Origin of the sequence: Amycolatopsis sp. MEPSY49 (assembly GCF_051337345.1) — a bacterium.
GTDB lineage: Bacteria > Actinomycetota > Actinomycetes > Mycobacteriales > Pseudonocardiaceae > Amycolatopsis.
Genome location: NZ_JBDLYJ010000001.1, coordinates 1,547,597 through 1,562,721, shown reverse-complemented (window position 1 = coordinate 1,562,721; position 15,125 = coordinate 1,547,597). Strand labels below are relative to the sequence as shown.

The 15,125-nt window shown below is 71.3% G+C and carries 16 protein-coding genes; 5 read left to right on the top strand and 11 right to left on the bottom strand.

Annotated features, from left to right (window positions below; translation table 11 throughout):
• Positions 1-28 precede the first annotated feature (28 nt).
• Positions 29-907: a LysR family transcriptional regulator gene (locus ABFJ78_RS07815; protein ID WP_436385127.1), complete on the bottom strand. Its 879-nt coding sequence runs from the start codon at positions 905-907 to the stop codon at positions 29-31.
• Positions 908-977: 70 nt separating this feature from the next.
• Here ABFJ78_RS07815 and ABFJ78_RS07810 point away from each other — a divergent pair, with 70 nt between their 5' ends.
• Entirely contained in the window at positions 978-2,237 is a 1,260-nt protein-coding gene (locus ABFJ78_RS07810; RefSeq protein ID WP_436385126.1) for an FAD-binding oxidoreductase, read from the top strand.
• A gap of 3 nt (positions 2,238-2,240) precedes the next feature.
• On the opposite strand, the gene ABFJ78_RS07805 is transcribed toward ABFJ78_RS07810, so the two are convergent.
• Positions 2,241-2,663 carry a nitroreductase family deazaflavin-dependent oxidoreductase gene (locus tag ABFJ78_RS07805; RefSeq protein ID WP_436385125.1) on the bottom strand — a complete coding sequence of 141 codons (423 nt, stop codon included), beginning with the start codon at positions 2,661-2,663 and terminating at the stop codon, positions 2,241-2,243.
• A gap of 104 nt (positions 2,664-2,767) precedes the next feature.
• Here ABFJ78_RS07805 and ABFJ78_RS07800 point away from each other — a divergent pair, with 104 nt between their 5' ends.
• Positions 2,768-3,232, top strand: a complete 465-nt coding sequence (locus ABFJ78_RS07800; protein WP_436385124.1) for a MarR family winged helix-turn-helix transcriptional regulator — start codon at positions 2,768-2,770, stop codon at positions 3,230-3,232.
• A 76-nt stretch (positions 3,233-3,308) separates the two neighbouring features.
• Here ABFJ78_RS07800 and ABFJ78_RS07795 read toward each other — a convergent pair whose 3' ends face one another.
• The 4 genes from ABFJ78_RS07795 to ABFJ78_RS07780 all read right to left on the bottom strand — a co-directional run bounded on the left by ABFJ78_RS07795 (position 3,309) and on the right by ABFJ78_RS07780 (position 5,946).
• Entirely contained in the window at positions 3,309-3,668 is a 360-nt protein-coding gene (locus ABFJ78_RS07795) for a PLDc N-terminal domain-containing protein (protein ID WP_364451791.1), read from the bottom strand.
• A 35-nt stretch (positions 3,669-3,703) separates the two neighbouring features.
• Positions 3,704-4,375 carry a hypothetical protein gene (locus ABFJ78_RS07790; RefSeq protein WP_436385123.1) on the bottom strand — a complete coding sequence of 224 codons (672 nt, stop codon included), beginning with the start codon at positions 4,373-4,375 and terminating at the stop codon, positions 3,704-3,706.
• A gap of 107 nt (positions 4,376-4,482) precedes the next feature.
• Positions 4,483-5,157: a GNAT family N-acetyltransferase gene (locus ABFJ78_RS07785; protein ID WP_400895395.1), complete on the bottom strand. Its 675-nt coding sequence runs from the start codon at positions 5,155-5,157 to the stop codon at positions 4,483-4,485.
• 75 nt (positions 5,158-5,232) lie between these two features.
• Positions 5,233-5,946 (bottom strand): M15 family metallopeptidase, encoded by a 714-nt coding sequence (locus ABFJ78_RS07780; protein WP_436385122.1) that lies wholly within the window; start codon positions 5,944-5,946, stop codon positions 5,233-5,235.
• Between the two features lie 171 nt (positions 5,947-6,117).
• Here ABFJ78_RS07780 and ABFJ78_RS07775 point away from each other — a divergent pair, with 171 nt between their 5' ends.
• On the top strand, positions 6,118-6,960 hold the full coding sequence (locus ABFJ78_RS07775) for a PaaX family transcriptional regulator (protein WP_436385121.1): 843 nt from the start codon (positions 6,118-6,120) through the stop codon (positions 6,958-6,960).
• Here the strand turns inward: ABFJ78_RS07775 and ABFJ78_RS07770 are convergent.
• On the bottom strand, positions 6,947-7,342 hold the full coding sequence (locus ABFJ78_RS07770) for a RidA family protein (RefSeq protein WP_436385120.1): 396 nt from the start codon (positions 7,340-7,342) through the stop codon (positions 6,947-6,949). The genes ABFJ78_RS07775 and ABFJ78_RS07770 overlap by 14 nt on opposite strands.
• 67 nt (positions 7,343-7,409) lie before the next feature.
• Between ABFJ78_RS07770 and ABFJ78_RS07765 the strand changes: the two genes are divergently transcribed.
• Positions 7,410-9,752 (top strand): bifunctional salicylyl-CoA 5-hydroxylase/oxidoreductase, encoded by a 2,343-nt coding sequence (locus tag ABFJ78_RS07765; RefSeq protein ID WP_436385119.1) that lies wholly within the window; start codon positions 7,410-7,412, stop codon positions 9,750-9,752.
• Positions 9,749-10,915, top strand: coding sequence for an acyl-CoA dehydrogenase family protein (locus ABFJ78_RS07760; protein ID WP_436385118.1), 1,167 nt, complete (start codon positions 9,749-9,751; stop codon positions 10,913-10,915). Before ABFJ78_RS07765 ends, ABFJ78_RS07760 begins: the two co-directional genes overlap by 4 nt.
• On the opposite strand, the gene ABFJ78_RS07755 is transcribed toward ABFJ78_RS07760, so the two are convergent.
• The 4 genes from ABFJ78_RS07755 to ABFJ78_RS07740 all read right to left on the bottom strand — a co-directional run bounded on the left by ABFJ78_RS07755 (position 10,860) and on the right by ABFJ78_RS07740 (position 15,124).
• Complete coding sequence (locus ABFJ78_RS07755; protein WP_436385117.1) at positions 10,860-11,570, bottom strand: DUF2306 domain-containing protein; 711 nt, start codon at positions 11,568-11,570, stop codon at positions 10,860-10,862. The genes ABFJ78_RS07760 and ABFJ78_RS07755 overlap by 56 nt on opposite strands.
• Before the next feature lie 123 nt (positions 11,571-11,693).
• Positions 11,694-13,097, bottom strand: coding sequence for a GH1 family beta-glucosidase (locus tag ABFJ78_RS07750; protein ID WP_436385116.1), 1,404 nt, complete (start codon positions 13,095-13,097; stop codon positions 11,694-11,696).
• Positions 13,098-13,139: 42 nt separating this feature from the next.
• Positions 13,140-14,135, bottom strand: a complete 996-nt coding sequence (locus ABFJ78_RS07745; protein ID WP_436385114.1) for an ABC transporter ATP-binding protein — start codon at positions 14,133-14,135, stop codon at positions 13,140-13,142.
• A complete protein-coding gene (locus ABFJ78_RS07740; protein WP_436385112.1) occupies positions 14,132-15,124 on the bottom strand; it encodes an ABC transporter permease in 993 nt (330 codons plus the stop codon). The genes ABFJ78_RS07745 and ABFJ78_RS07740 overlap by 4 nt, the downstream gene beginning before the upstream one ends.
• Between the last annotated feature and the right edge of the window lies 1 nt (position 15,125).

Sequence of the window (15,125 nt, the reverse complement as noted above, 5' to 3'; positions counted from 1 at the left end):
TCCAGGGAACGACACTGTTGACGACGTGTCAAGAGCGGTAGCTGCTCCGGGCGAACGCGATCAGGGCCCGGGCCGCCGGACTCAGCGGCCCATCGGTCCGCCAGGCCAGCGCGAGCACACCTCGCAGCCCGGGCCCGGTGATCGTGACGACCCGCAGCTGCCCTTCGTGATAGCGGCCCAGCGACTCCGGCACCACCGCCACCCCGAGGTCGCGCATCGCCAGCTGCACCAGGACGTTCGGGTCGGCCGCCTCGAACGCGATCCGCGGCGTCAGCCCCTCCCGCACGAACGCCGCGTCCAACGCCGTGCGCAGGCCCGTGCCCTTCGGCAGCGCCATCAACGGCAGCCCGGCCAGGTCCGCGATCGTCACGTCGGCGCGGTCGGCGAGCAAGCCCGACGTCACCGCCACGAACGGCTCGTCGATCAGGACCTGCGTAGCGATGCCCGGGGGCGGGTCCGTCGCCAACCCGACCACCGCCAGGTCGAGCCGGCCTTCGCGCAGGGCCACCAGCATCGTGTCCGAGTTCGCCTCCGAGAGGGTGATCTCCACCGCCGGGTAGCGCTCGTGGAAGCGGGCCAGCAGGTCCGGCAGCTTCACCGGCCCCGCCGACGTCACCGCGCCGATCGCGACCTGGCCGCGGACCAGCCCGGCCAGCTCGTCGACGGCTTCGCGCACTCCTTTCACCGCCGCGAGCGCCGCCCGGGCGTGCGGCAGCGCGGCGGCACCGACGTCGGTGAGCCGGACCGTGCGGCCCGACCGGTCCAGCAGCTCCTGCCCCAGCTCGCGCTCGAGTCGCCTGACCTGCGCACTCACGCCGGGCTGAGCGACGTGCAGCCGTTCCGCCGCGCGCGTGAAGTTGCCTTCCTCCGCGACGGCGACGAAGTACGCGAGGTGATGCAGTTCCATAAGCGCTGATTCTAGTGCTTAGAAAGTCTAGATCTTGGACTTCTGGCCACGGTGGCTCGAAGCTGGGGACATGCTGACATTCCGCCCCGGCGACGACGGTTACGCCGAAGAGATCGCCGGTTTCCAGACGTCCGTGGCCACGCACCCCGCGGTGGTCGTCGCCGCCGAGAACGCGGACGACGTCGCCGCCGCCGTGAAGTACGCCGCCGAGCACGACTTGCCGGTCGCCGTCCAGGCCACCGGACATGGCCTGACGGCCGGCACCGACGGCCTGCTGATCAGCACGCGCCGGATGACCGCTGTCGAAATCGACGCCAAGACCGCGCGAGTCGGAGCCGGAGTTCGCTGGGGCGCCGTGATCGAGGCCGCCGCGAAACACGGCCTGGCCCCGCTGAGCGGCTCGTCGCCCGACGTCGGCGTCGTCGGCTACACGCTCAGCGGCGGCTTCGGGCTGATGGCCCGGCGCTATGGTCGCGCCGCCGACCACGTCCGCGCGATCGAGGTCGTCACCGCCGACGGCGAATTCCGCACGGTGACGCCGCGGGACGACCTCTTCTGGGCCCTGCTCGGCGGCCGCGCCGGGTTCGGCGTCGTGACGGCGCTGGAGTTCGGCCTCGTCGAGGTGACCGAGCTGTACGGCGGCGGGCTGTACTTCGACGCGGCGGACCTGCCCGCGGTGCTGCGCGCGTGGCGGACGTGGGCGGTGACCGCGCCCGACGAGCTGACGACGTCGATCGCGGTGGTCGCCCTGCCCGACCTGCCGTTCCTGCCGGAGCCGATCCGCGGCAAGCACGTCGCGAACGTCCGGATCGCGTACCTCGGCGAGGACGGCGACACGCTCGTCGAGCCGCTGCGGACGGCGGCGCCGGTGCTGCTGGACACGCTGAAGCGGTTGCCGTACACGGATTCCGGGTCGATCGCGAGCGACCCGCCGCACCCGCACCCGTACCACGGGACGAACGCGACGGTGGAGGTCCTGAACGACGCGATGCTGGCGGCGGTCGTCGAGCACGCGAACCCGGAGACGGTGCTGATCATCGACCGGCTGGGCGGCGAACTGACCCGGCGTCCGGTGACCGGCGTCGGCTGGGACTCGGCGGCGGAGTTCGTGGTGCGGGCGCTCTCGGTCGTCGAGGACGACGTCGACCCGATCCGCCGGGCGCACGCGAAGCTGTTCGACGCGCTGGCGCCGTGGTCCACGGGCCGGCTGCTGCCGTTCCTCTACGGCGAGCACTCGGCCGCGGACCTGGCGACAGCCTTCCCCGCCGGGGACCGCGCCCGGCTGAAGCAGCTCAAGGCGAAGTACGACCCGGCGGGGCGGTTCGGCTGAGCGTCAGCGCTCGAGGACGACGATCGGGATGAGCCGCGTGGTCTTCTTCTCGTAGTCGGCGAAGCCCTCGGCGTGCGCGACCATGCCCGCGTACAGGCGGTCGCGCTCGGCGCGGTCTTCGATGACGGTGGCGGTGGCCTCGAACTTCTCGGTGCCGACCTCGACGGTGACCTTCGGGTTGGCGACGAGGTTGTGGAACCAGGCCGGGTTCTTCGGCGCGCCGCCCATGGACGCGGCGACGACGAGGCGGTCGCCGTCGCGGGTGTAGACCAGCGGCGACAGGCGCTCCTGGCCGCTCTTCGCGCCGATCGTCGTCAGCAGGAGCACGTTCTTGCCCTCGAAGTAGCCGCTGACCTTGCCTTCGTTGGCCCGGAACTCCTCGACGACCTGGTTGTTGAAGTCGTTCATGTCGGCTGGCGCTGTCATGGAATCCCCTGTTCTGGCCGGTACGCTCGTTCGTGTCCCGAGGTAGGCTCGGAACAGCGAGAAGTGTTTGCTTTGCAAACAAAGCTACCGACGGGAGGCAGGCGGTGTCAACGGAGGCCGGACCGAGTGTCGAGGACGGTGTGCGCCGGCTCCTCCTCCTGATGCCGCGCCTGGTGGGCCGCGCGAAGCGGACACCGGTCCCGGAAGAGCTGAACGGCTGCGCGCTCGCGCCGCGGCACCTGTCGCTGCTGTCGTACCTGTTGTTCGACGGCCCGATGACGGTCACCGAGCTGGCCGGCCGGCTCGAGGTCGCGCCGACGACGGCGAGCCTGATGGTCGGCGACCTCAGCCGCCAGGGCGTGCTGAACCGCGACGAGGACCCGGCCGACCGCCGCCGCACGATCGTGAGCATCACGCCGGACAAGCGCCCGGCGGTCGACCAGTGGCTGGCGCGCGGCGCGAAGGCGTGGAGCAACGCGCTGGCGCCATTGACGCCGGCCGAGCGCCAGCTGGTGATCTCGACCCTGGAGGCCTACGAGCGCGGCACCTGCGAGGGCCCGGCCTGCTAGCTCCGCCCCGCCAACGACGTGAATGACTCATTCATGTCGCCTGACGACATGAATGAGTCATTCACGTCATCGGGGCTCAGTCCTCCGCGCGCTTTTCGCGGGCCAGCTTGCGCTGCGCCTCCGCGCGTTCGCGGCACTTGCGGAGGAACTCCTCGTCGTCGTCCGGGTTCCCGGCCGCGAACCGGCCCGGGCGGTCGTACTCCGGGTACGCCGGCGCGTTCCGCTCGTACGGCCCGCGCGCCCGCGCCGCCTGCTGCGGACGGCCCGCCACCAGCCAGACGATCGATCCCACCAGCGGCACCACGAGCACGACCAGCAGCCACAGGCCCTTCGGCAGGTTGCGGCAGGAGAACTCGTCCGTCGTGATCACGTCGACCAGGCAGAAGATCCACAACCCGAGCGTGACGAAGCCCAGCAGGCCATCCAAGTACAGCATTTCCCGCGCCTTCCCCCAAGAAGATGAAGGCGTAATTAGTAGCAGAACCCGCCGAGGGGTCGGCCGCGGGTCGCCCGCAGCACACCCGTCGCGAGCGCGATCGCGTGCGCCTGCCCCGGGCACTCGCGCGGGCCCGCGCCGAACGGCGTCCCGGCCAGCGGCACCAGGACGTCCTCGCCGCGCACCCGGCGCCGGGTGTGCGCCACCGGCGGGTCCGCGCGCAGCACTTCCGCCACGGCCTCCTCGGGCCGCTTTCCCGCCCGCACCAACGGAACCGCCTTGCCGATCAGCCCGGCGGTGGCTTCGCAGGCCTGGATCAGCAGGCCGATCCGCGCGGCGACGAGTTCGTCGGTCGTCCCACCGCACGCCGTCACCAGCCGGCCCAGCGCGGCTTCCGCTTCCGCGGACGACGGCACGTGCGGGTGGTAGACGGCCGCGACCGCCACGACGTCCGAAGGCACCACCGGCAGGCCCAGTTCCCCCGCCAGCACCCCGACGACGACCTCGCGAGAGTCGCCTGCCGTTTCGGAAGCCTTGAGCCGCAACACCTCCGGGTCCACCTCGGCCAGCAGCGAAACGCCGAGGGCGCGCCGGCGGGCGTGGTCGGGACCATTGCTGAAGCGGGAAACCGAAGCCCGCAGCCAGGCGACGCTCCCCGGCGGAACGTCGACGGGAACGGGCGGAACCGGAGCGGAAAGCGATGTCATGCGGCGAAGGTAGCCACGGAAAACGTCGGCGACGGCCGAAGCTTCTACAGCGTCTTCCGGGGCTGCGCCCCGGGCCGGGGGCTCCGCCACCCGGAACCCCCGAAAAGCTACAGGAGCGACGCCGGGAACCACGTCGCTTGCGGACCGCCGCACCGCGTCACCCGCGGCACGGCGTGCTCGAACCACCAGGCCTCGGTGACGCGGCCGTCCGGCAGCCGGTACGTCGGCGGCCCGGCGACGCGCGCGAGCCCGGCGGCCTGCAGCGAACGCGCGCTCGCGATGTTGCCGACCTCGGCGCCGGCGCGCACCCGCGGGAGGCCGAGGTGGTCGTGCGCCAGCGTCAGGCCGGCGGCGAACAGGACCCGGCCGTTGCCGCGGCCGCGGTAGTCCGGCGCGAGGTAGCCCCCGGTCTCCGGGCCGCCGTCCTCGCCGGTGTGCACGCTCACCAGGCCGACGCACCGGTTGGCCTCGACGTCGATCATCACGAGGTCGACGGACTGCGGATCGGGCGACACCCAGTCGGGCCCGGTCCCGGGCACGACGCGCAGGGCGTCGGCCCGCGCGCCCCGCGCGACGATGGAGTCGGCCTGCCAGCCGAGCCACCGCTGGGCTGCGGGATCACTACCGCAGGCGACGGCGGCGGCGTACTCCCACGCGGTCGGCGTCCGGAACAGGAACCGCCCCTCGCGCAGCACGTGGCCCTGCCGGTCGCAGGTCCGCTTGGTCATCAGACGGCCGCGGCGGGTGAGCCGGTCGAAGATCCCCTTGGTGGCTGGCAGCATCGCGGCGAAATCGTAGCGGAGCGACCGGCGCGCGAGTCGTCATCGTGGCTCGAGGACGGGGCCGCCGGCCCCGAGCTACCCCTTCTCCTTGAGCAGCGCCAGCACCTCGTCGAGCTTCCGCTCGACGTCGTCCACCCGGGCCGTGGTGTTGATCAGGTTCTCGTCGATGTGCCGGATGAAGTCGGTGACGGTCGCGCGGGCCTTCGGGTCGTCCGGGTACTTGAACGACTGCCAGCCCGGGTACCGGCCGGCTTCGCGGCTGCCGGTCAGCTGTTCGACCACTTCGTCGAGTTTGCGGCTCTGGTCGGGGGTCATGTCCTCATCTCCTGTCATCGCGGCTTCACCGCCGGCGGCGGCGAGCTTCGTCAGCACCGCGGCGCACCGCGCTTCGCCGGCGACGATTTCGAAGTGCATCGGGTCCCGTCTGCCCGTGTAGTCCCCGCCCCAGCGCACACACCCTTCGGTGCGGGCGACGATGGCGTGGATGGCGGCGACCTGGCCGGGCCGGAAACTCGCGGCGGGATCCGAGCCGAGCGGGTGCGCCGGGGCGTTGAGGTCGAGTGCGGTTCCGCTGGCGTGGTTGGACAGGTCGGTGGACCCGATCACGTTGCGGTTGGCGTAGCCCCAGCAGCCGGGCCAGGCCAGGGGCTCGACCAGCGCGTGGAACTGGCGGCCCACCCACACCAGCAGGTCACCGGCCGGGCCGGCGCGAAGCTCCACCTCGCCGCCCGGCAGGGCTCGGTTCACCGGGGTGATCGGGGCCGAATAGCCGTTCTGGCTCGTGGGCATGGTCGTCCTCCTGTCGACGGGCGGGTCGCCGGGATCCGCGGACGCCTTGCCGGAGAAGTCGGGCCGCCGGCCGCGGTGGTTACGGCATCGCGCGGTTCGTGCCCCTCAGGGCACCCGAAGGGGCTCCGGGAGGCGTATCCCGGCAGGCCGCCCAGGCGTTATTGTGGCCCGATGACGGCCGTACCCGAGGCAACCGAACTGGACGGCTCCGGCCGTGCGGCCCAGCCTCGCCAGCTCATCGTGACGGTGTACGGCCTCTACTCGCGCACCGAGGGCGGCTGGCTCTCGGTCGCCTCGCTGATCGACCTGCTCGCCGCCGTCGGCGTCGACGAGCCTGCCGTGCGCTCGTCGATCTCGCGGCTGAAGCGGCGCGGGATCCTCGAAGCCGTCCGCCGCGGCGCGACCGCCGGCTACGAGCTCTCCGACGACGCCCGCGAGATCCTGCGCGAAGGTGACGAGCGGATCTTCCGCCGCGGGCGCGCGACGCCGGCCGACGGCTGGCTGCTCGCGGTGTTCTCGGTGCCGGAGACCGAACGGCACAAGCGCCACCTGCTGCGCACCCAGCTCGCCCGGATGGGCTTCGGCACGGCCGCTTCGGGCGTCTGGATCGCCCCCGCCCACCTGCACGCGGCGACCGAGGAAGCGCTCACCCGGCTCGGCCTGGCCGGGTACGCCGACCTGTTCCGCGCCGACCACCTGGCCTTCGGCGACGTCCGGGCGAAAGTCCGCGACTGGTGGGACCTCGACCGGCTCGACGACCTCTACACGACGTTCCTCGACGAGCACGGCCCCGCGCTGCGCCGCAAGTCCGTGACCGACGAGCAGGCCTTCGCCGACTACGTCCGCGTCCTGACCGGCTGGCGGCGGATGCCCTACCTCGACCCCGGTCTGCCCGCGGAGTTCCTGCCCCGCGACTGGTCCGGCATCCGCGCGGCCGACCTGTTCTTCCAACTGCACGCGCAGCTCGAAGACCCGGCCCGCGCGTTCGTCGCGAAGTCGATCAACTTCGGCTGACGACCGCGAAGCCCTGCACCTCGACCAAGGCCTCCTCGTCCCACAGCCGCGCGACGCCGATGCCGGCCATCGCCGGGTACTCCGTGCCCGCGAGCCGCTTCCACACCGCGCCGATCTCGCGCGCGTGGGCGCGGTAGTCCGCCATGTCGACGATGTAGATCGTCACGCTGCACAGGTCCTTCGGCGTGCCGCCGGCCGCGCGCAGTGACGTCAGCAGGTTGCCGAGCGCGCGCTCGAACTGCTCGACGACCCCGTCGCCGACGATCTTGTTCGACGCGTCCAGCGCCGTCTGGCCGGCGAGGAAGACGACCCGGCCCTCGGCCACGACCGCGTGCGAGAACCCGGACGGCTTGCCCAGCTCCGGCGGGTTGATGCGTTCCATGCGGCACACCGTACGCCATCTTTCGCGTTATTGACGGTCGTACCGGTGACGACATATCCTCGACGACGTGCGTATCGCGGTCATCGGTGGCGGCCCGGCGGGTCTGTACTTCGCCGCGCTGGCGAAGCAGCTCGGTCCCGGTCACGAAATCACCGTCTGGGAACGCAACGCGCCGGACGACACGTTCGGCTTCGGCGTCGTGTTCTCCGACGAGACGCTCGGCGGCATCGAGCACGCCGACGCGGCGGTCCACGAGGCCATGAAGGCCGAGTTCGCCCGGTGGGACGACATCGACGTCCACTACCGCGGCACGGTCACCACCTCGGGCGGCCACGGCTTCGCCGCGATGAGCCGCAAGCGCCTGCTCGGCATCCTGCAGAGCCGCTGCGCCGAGCTCGGCGTCGGCCTGCACTTCCGCGAAGAGGCGCCGGCCGACCTCTCGGGCTACGACCTGGTCATCGCCGCCGACGGCGTCAACTCGGCGATCCGGGCCCGGCACGCCGAGACGTTCCGGCCGAGCGTCGAAACCCGCCGGTGCCGGTACATCTGGCTGGGCACGGACCTGGTGTTCGACGCCTTCAAGTTCTACGTCCTCGAGACGCCGGCCGGGATCATGCAGATCCACGGCTACCCGTACGGCCGCGACGGCAGCACGTTCATCCTCGAGGTGCAGGAGGACGTCTGGCAGCGGACGTTCGGGCCGATCGCGTCGACCTCGCTGCCGCCCGGCCAGAGCGACGAGAAGTCCATCGCGCTGATCCGCGAGCTGTGCGCCGACGTCCTCGGCGACCACCAGGTCATGGCGAACAACTCGAAGTGGGTCTCGTTCGGCACCGTCCGCTGCGAGACGTGGGTGCACGACAACGTCGTCCTGCTCGGCGACGCCGCGCACACCGCGCACTTCTCGATCGGCTCCGGCACGAAGCTGGCGATGGAGGACGCGCTCGCGCTCGCCGCGTGCCTGCACGAAAACGACGGCGTCGCCGAGGCGCTGAAGGCGTACGAGCTGGAGCGCCGCCCGGTCGTCCAGTCGACGCAGCGGGCGGCGCAGGCGAGCCTGGAGTGGTTCGAAAACATCGCGCAGTACACGCACCAGGAGCCGCCGCAGTTCGCGTTCAACCTCCTCACGCGCAGCCGCCGGGTCACCCACGACAACCTCCGCCTGCGCGACCCGGAGTTCGCCGCCGAGCTGGACCACTGGTTCGCGCGGTCGCTGGGGACGACGTCGCGGCCGCCGATGTTCCAGCCTTTCAAGCTCGGTGGGCTGGAGCTGCCGAACCGGATCGTCGTGTCCCCGATGGACATGTACTCCGCGGTCGACGGTGTCCCGGGTGACTTCCACCTGGTGCACCTGGGCAGCAAGGCCCTCGGCGGCGCCGGGCTGGTGATGACCGAGATGGTGTGCGTTTCTCCCGAAGGCCGGATCACGCCCGGTTGCGGCGGGTTGTACACCGCCGAACAGGAAGCGGCCTGGAAGCGCGTCGTCGACTTCGTGCACGCGCAATCCCCGGCGCGCATCGGTGTCCAATTGGGACACTCGGGGCGCAAGGGTTCGACGAAGCTGATGTGGGACGGCATCGACGAGCCGCTCCCCTCTGGCAACTGGGAAGTCTGCGCCCCTTCGGCGTTGCCGTACTCCTCGCGGAACCAGGTGCCGCGTGAACTGTCCACATCGGAGCTTTCGGAAATCCGAGACCAGTTCGTCGAGTGCGCGCGAGCGGCCGCCCGCGCCGGGTTCGACGTCCTGGAACTGCACTGCGCGCACGGCTATCTGCTTTCGTCGTTCCTCTCGCCGCTGACCAACCACCGGACCGATGCCTACGGCGGCTCGCTGGAGAACCGGCTGCGGTTCCCCTTGGAGGTCTTCGACGCCGTCCGCGCGGTCTGGCCCGCCGAGCGGCCGATGACCGTCCGGATCTCGGCGACCGACTGGTGCGAGGGCGGCGTCGACGCCGACGAAGCCGTCGAGATCGCGCGCGCGTTCGCGTCCCACGGCGCCGCGGGCATCGACGTCTCGACCGGCCAGGTCGTCAGCGAGGAGCGCCCGCAGTACGGCCGCAGCTACCAGACGCCGTACGCGGACCGGATCCGCAACGAGATCGGCGAGGAGTACGGGATCGCGGTGATCGCGGTCGGCGCGATTTCGTCGTACGACGACGTCAACTCGCTGATCCTGGCCGGCCGCGCGGACCTCTGCGCACTGGGCCGCACCCACCTTTACGATCCACAGTGGACGCTGCACGCGGCGGCCGAGCAGGACTACCCGATGCCGTGGCCGAAGCCGTTCGCCGCCGGCAGCCGCAAGCCGCAGACCGGCCGCAGCGACGGACCGGAGCCGCGCCTCGACCTCGTCCGTTCCGGGCCGGTGGGGACCGCCCATGCCCGCTGGCGACCGGGAGCTTCGTCATGACGTTCACCCTCGACCCCGACCAGCGGGCGTTCGCCGCCGAGGTGCGGCGGCTGGGCGCGGAGCAGCTGCGCCCGCTCGCCGAGTCCGGTGTGGAGGGTGCGGTGAACCGCCCGCTCCTCAAGGAGATGGGCGCGCTCGGCCTGCTCGCGCGGCTCTTCCCCGGCGTCTCTTCGGGGTCGCCTTCCCGCCAGGCGGCCGCGACCGATCTGTGCATCCTGCGGGAGAACCTGGCCACGGTGAACACCGAGGCCGAGACGGCGCTCGCGTTGCAGGGCTTGGGAAGCTACCCGATCCTGCAGTCCGGACAGGACAGTCAGGTGGCGAAGTGGCTGCCCGCGGTCGCGGCCGGGGACGCGGTGGCGGCGTTCGCGCTGACGGAGCCGGAAGCGGGTTCCGACGCGGCGGCGCTGTCCCTGGCCGCGGAAGCCGACGGCGACGGCTGGCGCCTGACCGGCTCGAAGATGTGGATCTCCAACGCTCCCGAGGCCGACTTCTACACGGTGTTCGCGCGCACCACCCCGGGCGCCGGTTCGCGCGGGGTGAGCGCGTTCGTCGTCCCCGCCGACCGCCCGGGCCTGGGCGGCGAGCACCTCGACCTGGTGAGCCCGCACCCGATCGGCACGGTGACGTTCGACGGCGTCGAGGTCCGGCGCGAGGAGCTGCTCGGCGAGGAGAACCGCGGGTTCGCGGTGGCGATGCGGACGCTGGACCTGTTCCGCCCGAGCGTCGGCGCGTTCGCCGTCGGAATGGCCCAGGCGGCGCTGGACGCCACTGTTTCCCATACGAGTCAGCGGGAAGCGTTCGGCGGTCCCCTGATCAAGCAACAAGCGGTGGCGCACGCTTTGGCGGAGATGGCCACCCGCACGGAGGCGGCACGCCTGCTGGTCTACGCGGCCGCGGGAGCGTACGACGCGGGCGAGCCGAACCTCGGCGGCCGCGCGGCGATGGCGAAGCTGTTCGCGACAGAGGCCGCCCAGTTCGTGGTCGACTCGGCGGTCCAGCTGCACGGTGCCCGCGCCTTGCGACGCGGGCACCTGCTCGAGCACCTCTACCGCGAAGTCCGAGCGCCGCGCATCTACGAAGGGGCGTCGGAGATCCAGCGGACGATCATCGCACGCTGGCTGGCTTCCGCGCGGGCCGGTGCTCCAGGATCAGCTGGCTGACGATCACCGCGAACGCCAGCCCACCCCAAGCCGAGATGGCCCCGACGCTCTGGCTGTAGGCGAGTTCGCTGCCCCCGAACGTGGTCGGGATCTGCGGCTCCAGCACGATCATCGCGATCGGCGAGATCACCCGGTTGACGATGATCGAGAAGGTCAGCGTCACGCTGCGGATCATCCACTTGCGGTGGTCGCCGAAGCGCCGCTCGCGCACCGCCCGCCAGCCGGCGATGGTGCAGCCGATCCACAACACCGCGGCGAGGACGTCGCTGACGCGCGTGACCGGGCCGAACGGGCTCTGCGACCCGATCGTGAGAGCCATCAGCCCGGACGGCAGCACGCCGGCGAAGACGTACGCGCGGCCGACGTTGCGGTGGATCACCGGGTGGGTCCGCCGCAGCCAGGGCCAGATCTGCAGGACCGCGCCGCCCATGGCGATCGAACCGAAGATCACGTGCCCGACGAGGAACCAGTAGTGCGCCGGAAAGCCGTCGGGCTGCGGCACCCGCGACTGGGCCGGGTCGAGGGCCAGGTAAGGGGGCAGCGAGAAGGACAGGAAGGCCAGCACGAGCAAGGCCAGCGGACCGATCCACGGCCGCCTCCACCAGGCCTTTCGCGCCGTCTGAGGTACGGGCCGGGCCGCAGTTCGGACTGCCATGATTCCCCTCCGTCGTCGGGTTCCGTCCCAGCCGACGTTAGGGGTTGACGAGCGGCGCGAACCATGGTGCGCACCACCGACGCGGGGGTGGGGCGTACCCCACCCCCGATCGAGTGAGCTTGCTCAGCTGCCGCGGACGCGCCGCACCGTGTCGCGGTAGAAGTAGCCGCTCTGCTTGATCGTGCGCTCCTGCGTCTCGTAGTCCACCCGGATCAGCCCGAACCGCTTCGCGTACCCGTACGCCCACTCGAAGTTGTCCAAAAGGGACCAAGCGAAGTACCCACGCACGTCAGCACCCGCCTCACGAGCCGCCGCGACCGCGGCGATGTGTGACGCCAAGTAAGCCGTGCGCTGCTCGTCGCGGACGAAACCCGACGAGTCCGGGTCGTCGTCGAACGCCGAGCCGTTCTCCGTGATGTACATCGGCAGCCCCGGGTAGTCGCGACCCAGGCGCGTCAGCAGCTCCGTGAACTTGCCCGGCAGGATCTCCCAGCCCATCGCCGTCGTCGGCTCGCCGAACGGGACCACCCGCGATGCCGGGACGCCCTCGTCGTCGACCGCGCGGCCCGCCTCGTCCACGCCCGAGAACTGCTGGCCGAAGTAGTAGTTCACGCCCAGGAAGTCCAGCGGCGTCGAAATCACCTCCAGGTCGCCATCCTGAACCGGAAGACGAACCCCACGTGAAGCCAGGTCCTCCACCACGTCGGCCGGGTAGCGGCCGTGGACCAGCGGGTCCAGGTAGATCCGGACGCCGAGGCCGTCGGCCTGACGCGCCGCGCGGACGTCCTCCGGGGAGTCCGTCGCCGGGTCCGCCGTGCACATGTTCAGCGTGATGCCGAACTCCGTGTCCGCCGGTGCCGCCTCGCGCATCCGCTGCACCGCGAGCCCGTGGCCCAGCAGCAGGTGGTGCACCGCGTGCAGTCCCGCCGCGTAGTCCCGCCGCCCCGGCGCCATCACGCCGTGGACGTACCCGTGCATCGCCGAGCACCACGGCTCGTTCAGCGTCGTCCAATGGCGGACCCGGTCCTTGAGCCGGTCGAACACCAGCATCGCGTAGTCCGCGAACCGGTACGCCGTGTCGCGCGCCGGCCAGCCGCCCGCGTCTTCGAGCTCCTGCGGCAGGTCCCAGTGGTACAGCGTCAGCCACGGCGTGATCCCGCGGCTCAGCGTCTCGTCGACGAGCCGGTCGTAGAACCCGATCCCGGCTTCGTTGACGCCGCCGCGGCCGCGCGGCTGGACCCGGGGCCACGCAACCGAAAACCGGTAGGTGTCGGCCCCGAGCTCGCGCACCAGCTCGATGTCCGAGGGCATCCGGTGGTAGTGGTCGCACGCCACGTCACCGTTGTCGTTGTTGTCGATCGCCCACGGCACCTGGCAGAAAGTGTCCCAGATGGACGGAGTGCGCCCGTCTTCCGCGACCGCGCCTTCGATCTGGTACGCGGCGGTGGCGACGCCCCAGCGGAAGTCCGGCGGCAGGGAGTCGATCAGCGCCTGCTGTTCGGCGGTCGCGGCGGTGGTCTCGGTCAAGGCGGGTCTCCTCCAAGTGGGACCGGATAGGACAGACGGCGTTCAGGGGGTCGCGACCGGGTGCAGGAAGCAAGCCACTTCCCGCGACGGTTCGCCGCCGGGCAAGCCCAGCACGGGCACCTTCGAGTCGCACGGTTCGAAGGCCTTGGGGCACCGCGGGTGGAACGCGCAGCCGGCCGGCATCCCGCGCGTGTCCGGCGGCGAGCCCGGGATCCCGGCCAGCTCGCGCCGGGGCCCGCGCAGCGCGGGGAACGAGTTCAGCAGGCCGTGGCTGTACGGGTGCAGCGCGTCCTTGTACAGGTCGGCCGCCGGTGCCTGCTCGACGATCCGGCCGCCGTACATGATCGCGATCCGGTCCGAGAACTCGACCAGCAGCGAAAGGTCGTGCGTGATGAACAGGACCGAGAAGCCCAGCCGTTCGCGCAGCTCCACCAGCTGGCCCAGGATCTGCCGCTGCATGACGACGTCGAGCGCGGTCGTCGGCTCGTCCATGATGACGATCCGCGGTTCGAGCGCGAGCGCCATCGCGATCATCACGCGCTGGCGCATGCCGCCGGAGAGCTGGTGCGGATACGCCTCCAGCCGGTCGGCCGAAATCCCGACCAGCTTGAGCAGGTCGCGGGCCCGCGCCACGCGGCTCACCCGGGTCGACTTCGGGTCGTGCGCCTTGATGACGTCGACCAGCTGCGTGACGACCTTGTGCACCGGGTTCAGCGAGTTCATCGCACCCTGGAACACGATGGACGTCTCCGCCCAGCGGAAGCCGCGCAGCTGCTTGTCCGTCAGCTTCAGGACGTCGTAGGGCTCGCCGTCCGCGGGGTGGTAGATCACCTGGCCGCCGCGGATCACACCCGGCGGCGCGAGCAGCCGCGTCAGCCCGTAGGCCAAAGTGGACTTCCCGCTGCCGCTTTCCCCGGCCAGGCCGAGGACTTCACCGCGGTGCAGCGTCAGGTGCACGTCCCGGACCGCGCGCACGGCCTCGTCGCCGACGCCGTAGTCGACGTCCAGGCCCTTGATCTCCAGGACCGGGTCCATCATGGCTGTTCCTCCCGCCCGAGCACGGGCGTGAAGCCCACGCGCATGCGATGCGTCCGCCCGTCGGCGCCCTTGACGCGGGCCTTGCCGCTGCCGCGCAGCCGCGGGCTGACGAACTCGTCGATGCCGAAGTTGAGCAGGGACAGCGCGGTGCCGAGGAACGCGATCGCCAGCCCGGCCGGCACGAACCACCACCACGCGCCCTGCGCGAGGGCCTGCTGGCTCTGCGCCCAGAACAGGATCGTGCCCCAGTTCCAGTTGGACAGGCCCGAGACGCCGACGAACGCGAGCGTGATCTCCGACATCACCGCGAAGATCACCGTGCCGACGAAGCTGGACGCGATCACCGCGGTCAGGTTCGGCAGGATCTCGAAGAAGATGATCCGCCACGTCGACTCGCCGGTCGCCCGCGCCGCCTCGACGTATTCCCGGCCGCGCAACGAAAGTGTCTGCGCTCTGAGGACCCGCGCGCCCCACGCCCACGACGTGAAGCCGATGATGACGGCCACCAGGTAGTCGCCGCCGGTGGGCACCGCGCTGCCGATGATGATGATCAGCGGCAGCGCCGGGATCACCAGGAACACATTGGACAGTGCGGAGAGCCCTTCGCCAGGCGTCCCGCCGAGGTACCCGGACGTCACGCCGACGAGCACCGCGAGGATCGTCGCCACGATCCCGGCGGTCAGCCCGACCAGCATGACGCTGCGGGTGCCGACCACGACCTGGCTGAAGATGTCCTGGCCGAGGTGGGTCGTGCCGAACCAGTGCCGGCCCGACGGCGCTTCCATCAGGTCGTTGCTGCGCGCCGACGGGTCGTACGGCGCGATCCAGTCGCCGATGACCGCGATCACCACGAAGAAGACGATGACGGCGAGGCCGGTGACCGTCTTGCCGCCGGTCAGGAACCGGAACCGGCGCCGCTTCGCGCGCCCGGCGATCGCGTCGACGGGGAGGGCCTGGGCGGCTTTGACGTCCGCCGCGGGTACGGCCATG

What these genes read in the sequence shown, in the direction of transcription:
- ABFJ78_RS07815 (WP_436385127.1), bottom strand. Translation starts at nt 907, where the DNA reads ATGGAACTGCATCACCTCGCGTACTTCGTCGCCGTCGCGGAGGAAGGC.
- ABFJ78_RS07810 (WP_436385126.1), top strand. Translation starts at nt 978, where the DNA reads ATGCTGACATTCCGCCCCGGCGACGACGGTTACGCCGAAGAGATCGCC.
- ABFJ78_RS07805 (WP_436385125.1), bottom strand. Translation starts at nt 2,663, where the DNA reads ATGACAGCGCCAGCCGACATGAACGACTTCAACAACCAGGTCGTCGAG.
- ABFJ78_RS07795 (WP_364451791.1), bottom strand. Translation starts at nt 3,668, where the DNA reads ATGCTGTACTTGGATGGCCTGCTGGGCTTCGTCACGCTCGGGTTGTGG.
- ABFJ78_RS07790 (WP_436385123.1), bottom strand. Translation starts at nt 4,375, where the DNA reads ATGACATCGCTTTCCGCTCCGGTTCCGCCCGTTCCCGTCGACGTTCCG.
- ABFJ78_RS07785 (WP_400895395.1), bottom strand. Translation starts at nt 5,157, where the DNA reads ATGCTGCCAGCCACCAAGGGGATCTTCGACCGGCTCACCCGCCGCGGC.
- ABFJ78_RS07780 (WP_436385122.1), bottom strand. Translation starts at nt 5,946, where the DNA reads ATGCCCACGAGCCAGAACGGCTATTCGGCCCCGATCACCCCGGTGAAC.
- ABFJ78_RS07775 (WP_436385121.1), top strand. Translation starts at nt 6,118, where the DNA reads ATGACGGCCGTACCCGAGGCAACCGAACTGGACGGCTCCGGCCGTGCG.
- ABFJ78_RS07770 (WP_436385120.1), bottom strand. Translation starts at nt 7,342, where the DNA reads ATGGAACGCATCAACCCGCCGGAGCTGGGCAAGCCGTCCGGGTTCTCG.
- ABFJ78_RS07760 (WP_436385118.1), top strand. Translation starts at nt 9,749, where the DNA reads ATGACGTTCACCCTCGACCCCGACCAGCGGGCGTTCGCCGCCGAGGTG.
- ABFJ78_RS07755 (WP_436385117.1), bottom strand. Translation starts at nt 11,570, where the DNA reads ATGGCAGTCCGAACTGCGGCCCGGCCCGTACCTCAGACGGCGCGAAAG.
- ABFJ78_RS07745 (WP_436385114.1), bottom strand. Translation starts at nt 14,135, where the DNA reads ATGATGGACCCGGTCCTGGAGATCAAGGGCCTGGACGTCGACTACGGC.
- ABFJ78_RS07740 (WP_436385112.1), bottom strand. Translation starts at nt 15,124, where the DNA reads ATGGCCGTACCCGCGGCGGACGTCAAAGCCGCCCAGGCCCTCCCCGTC.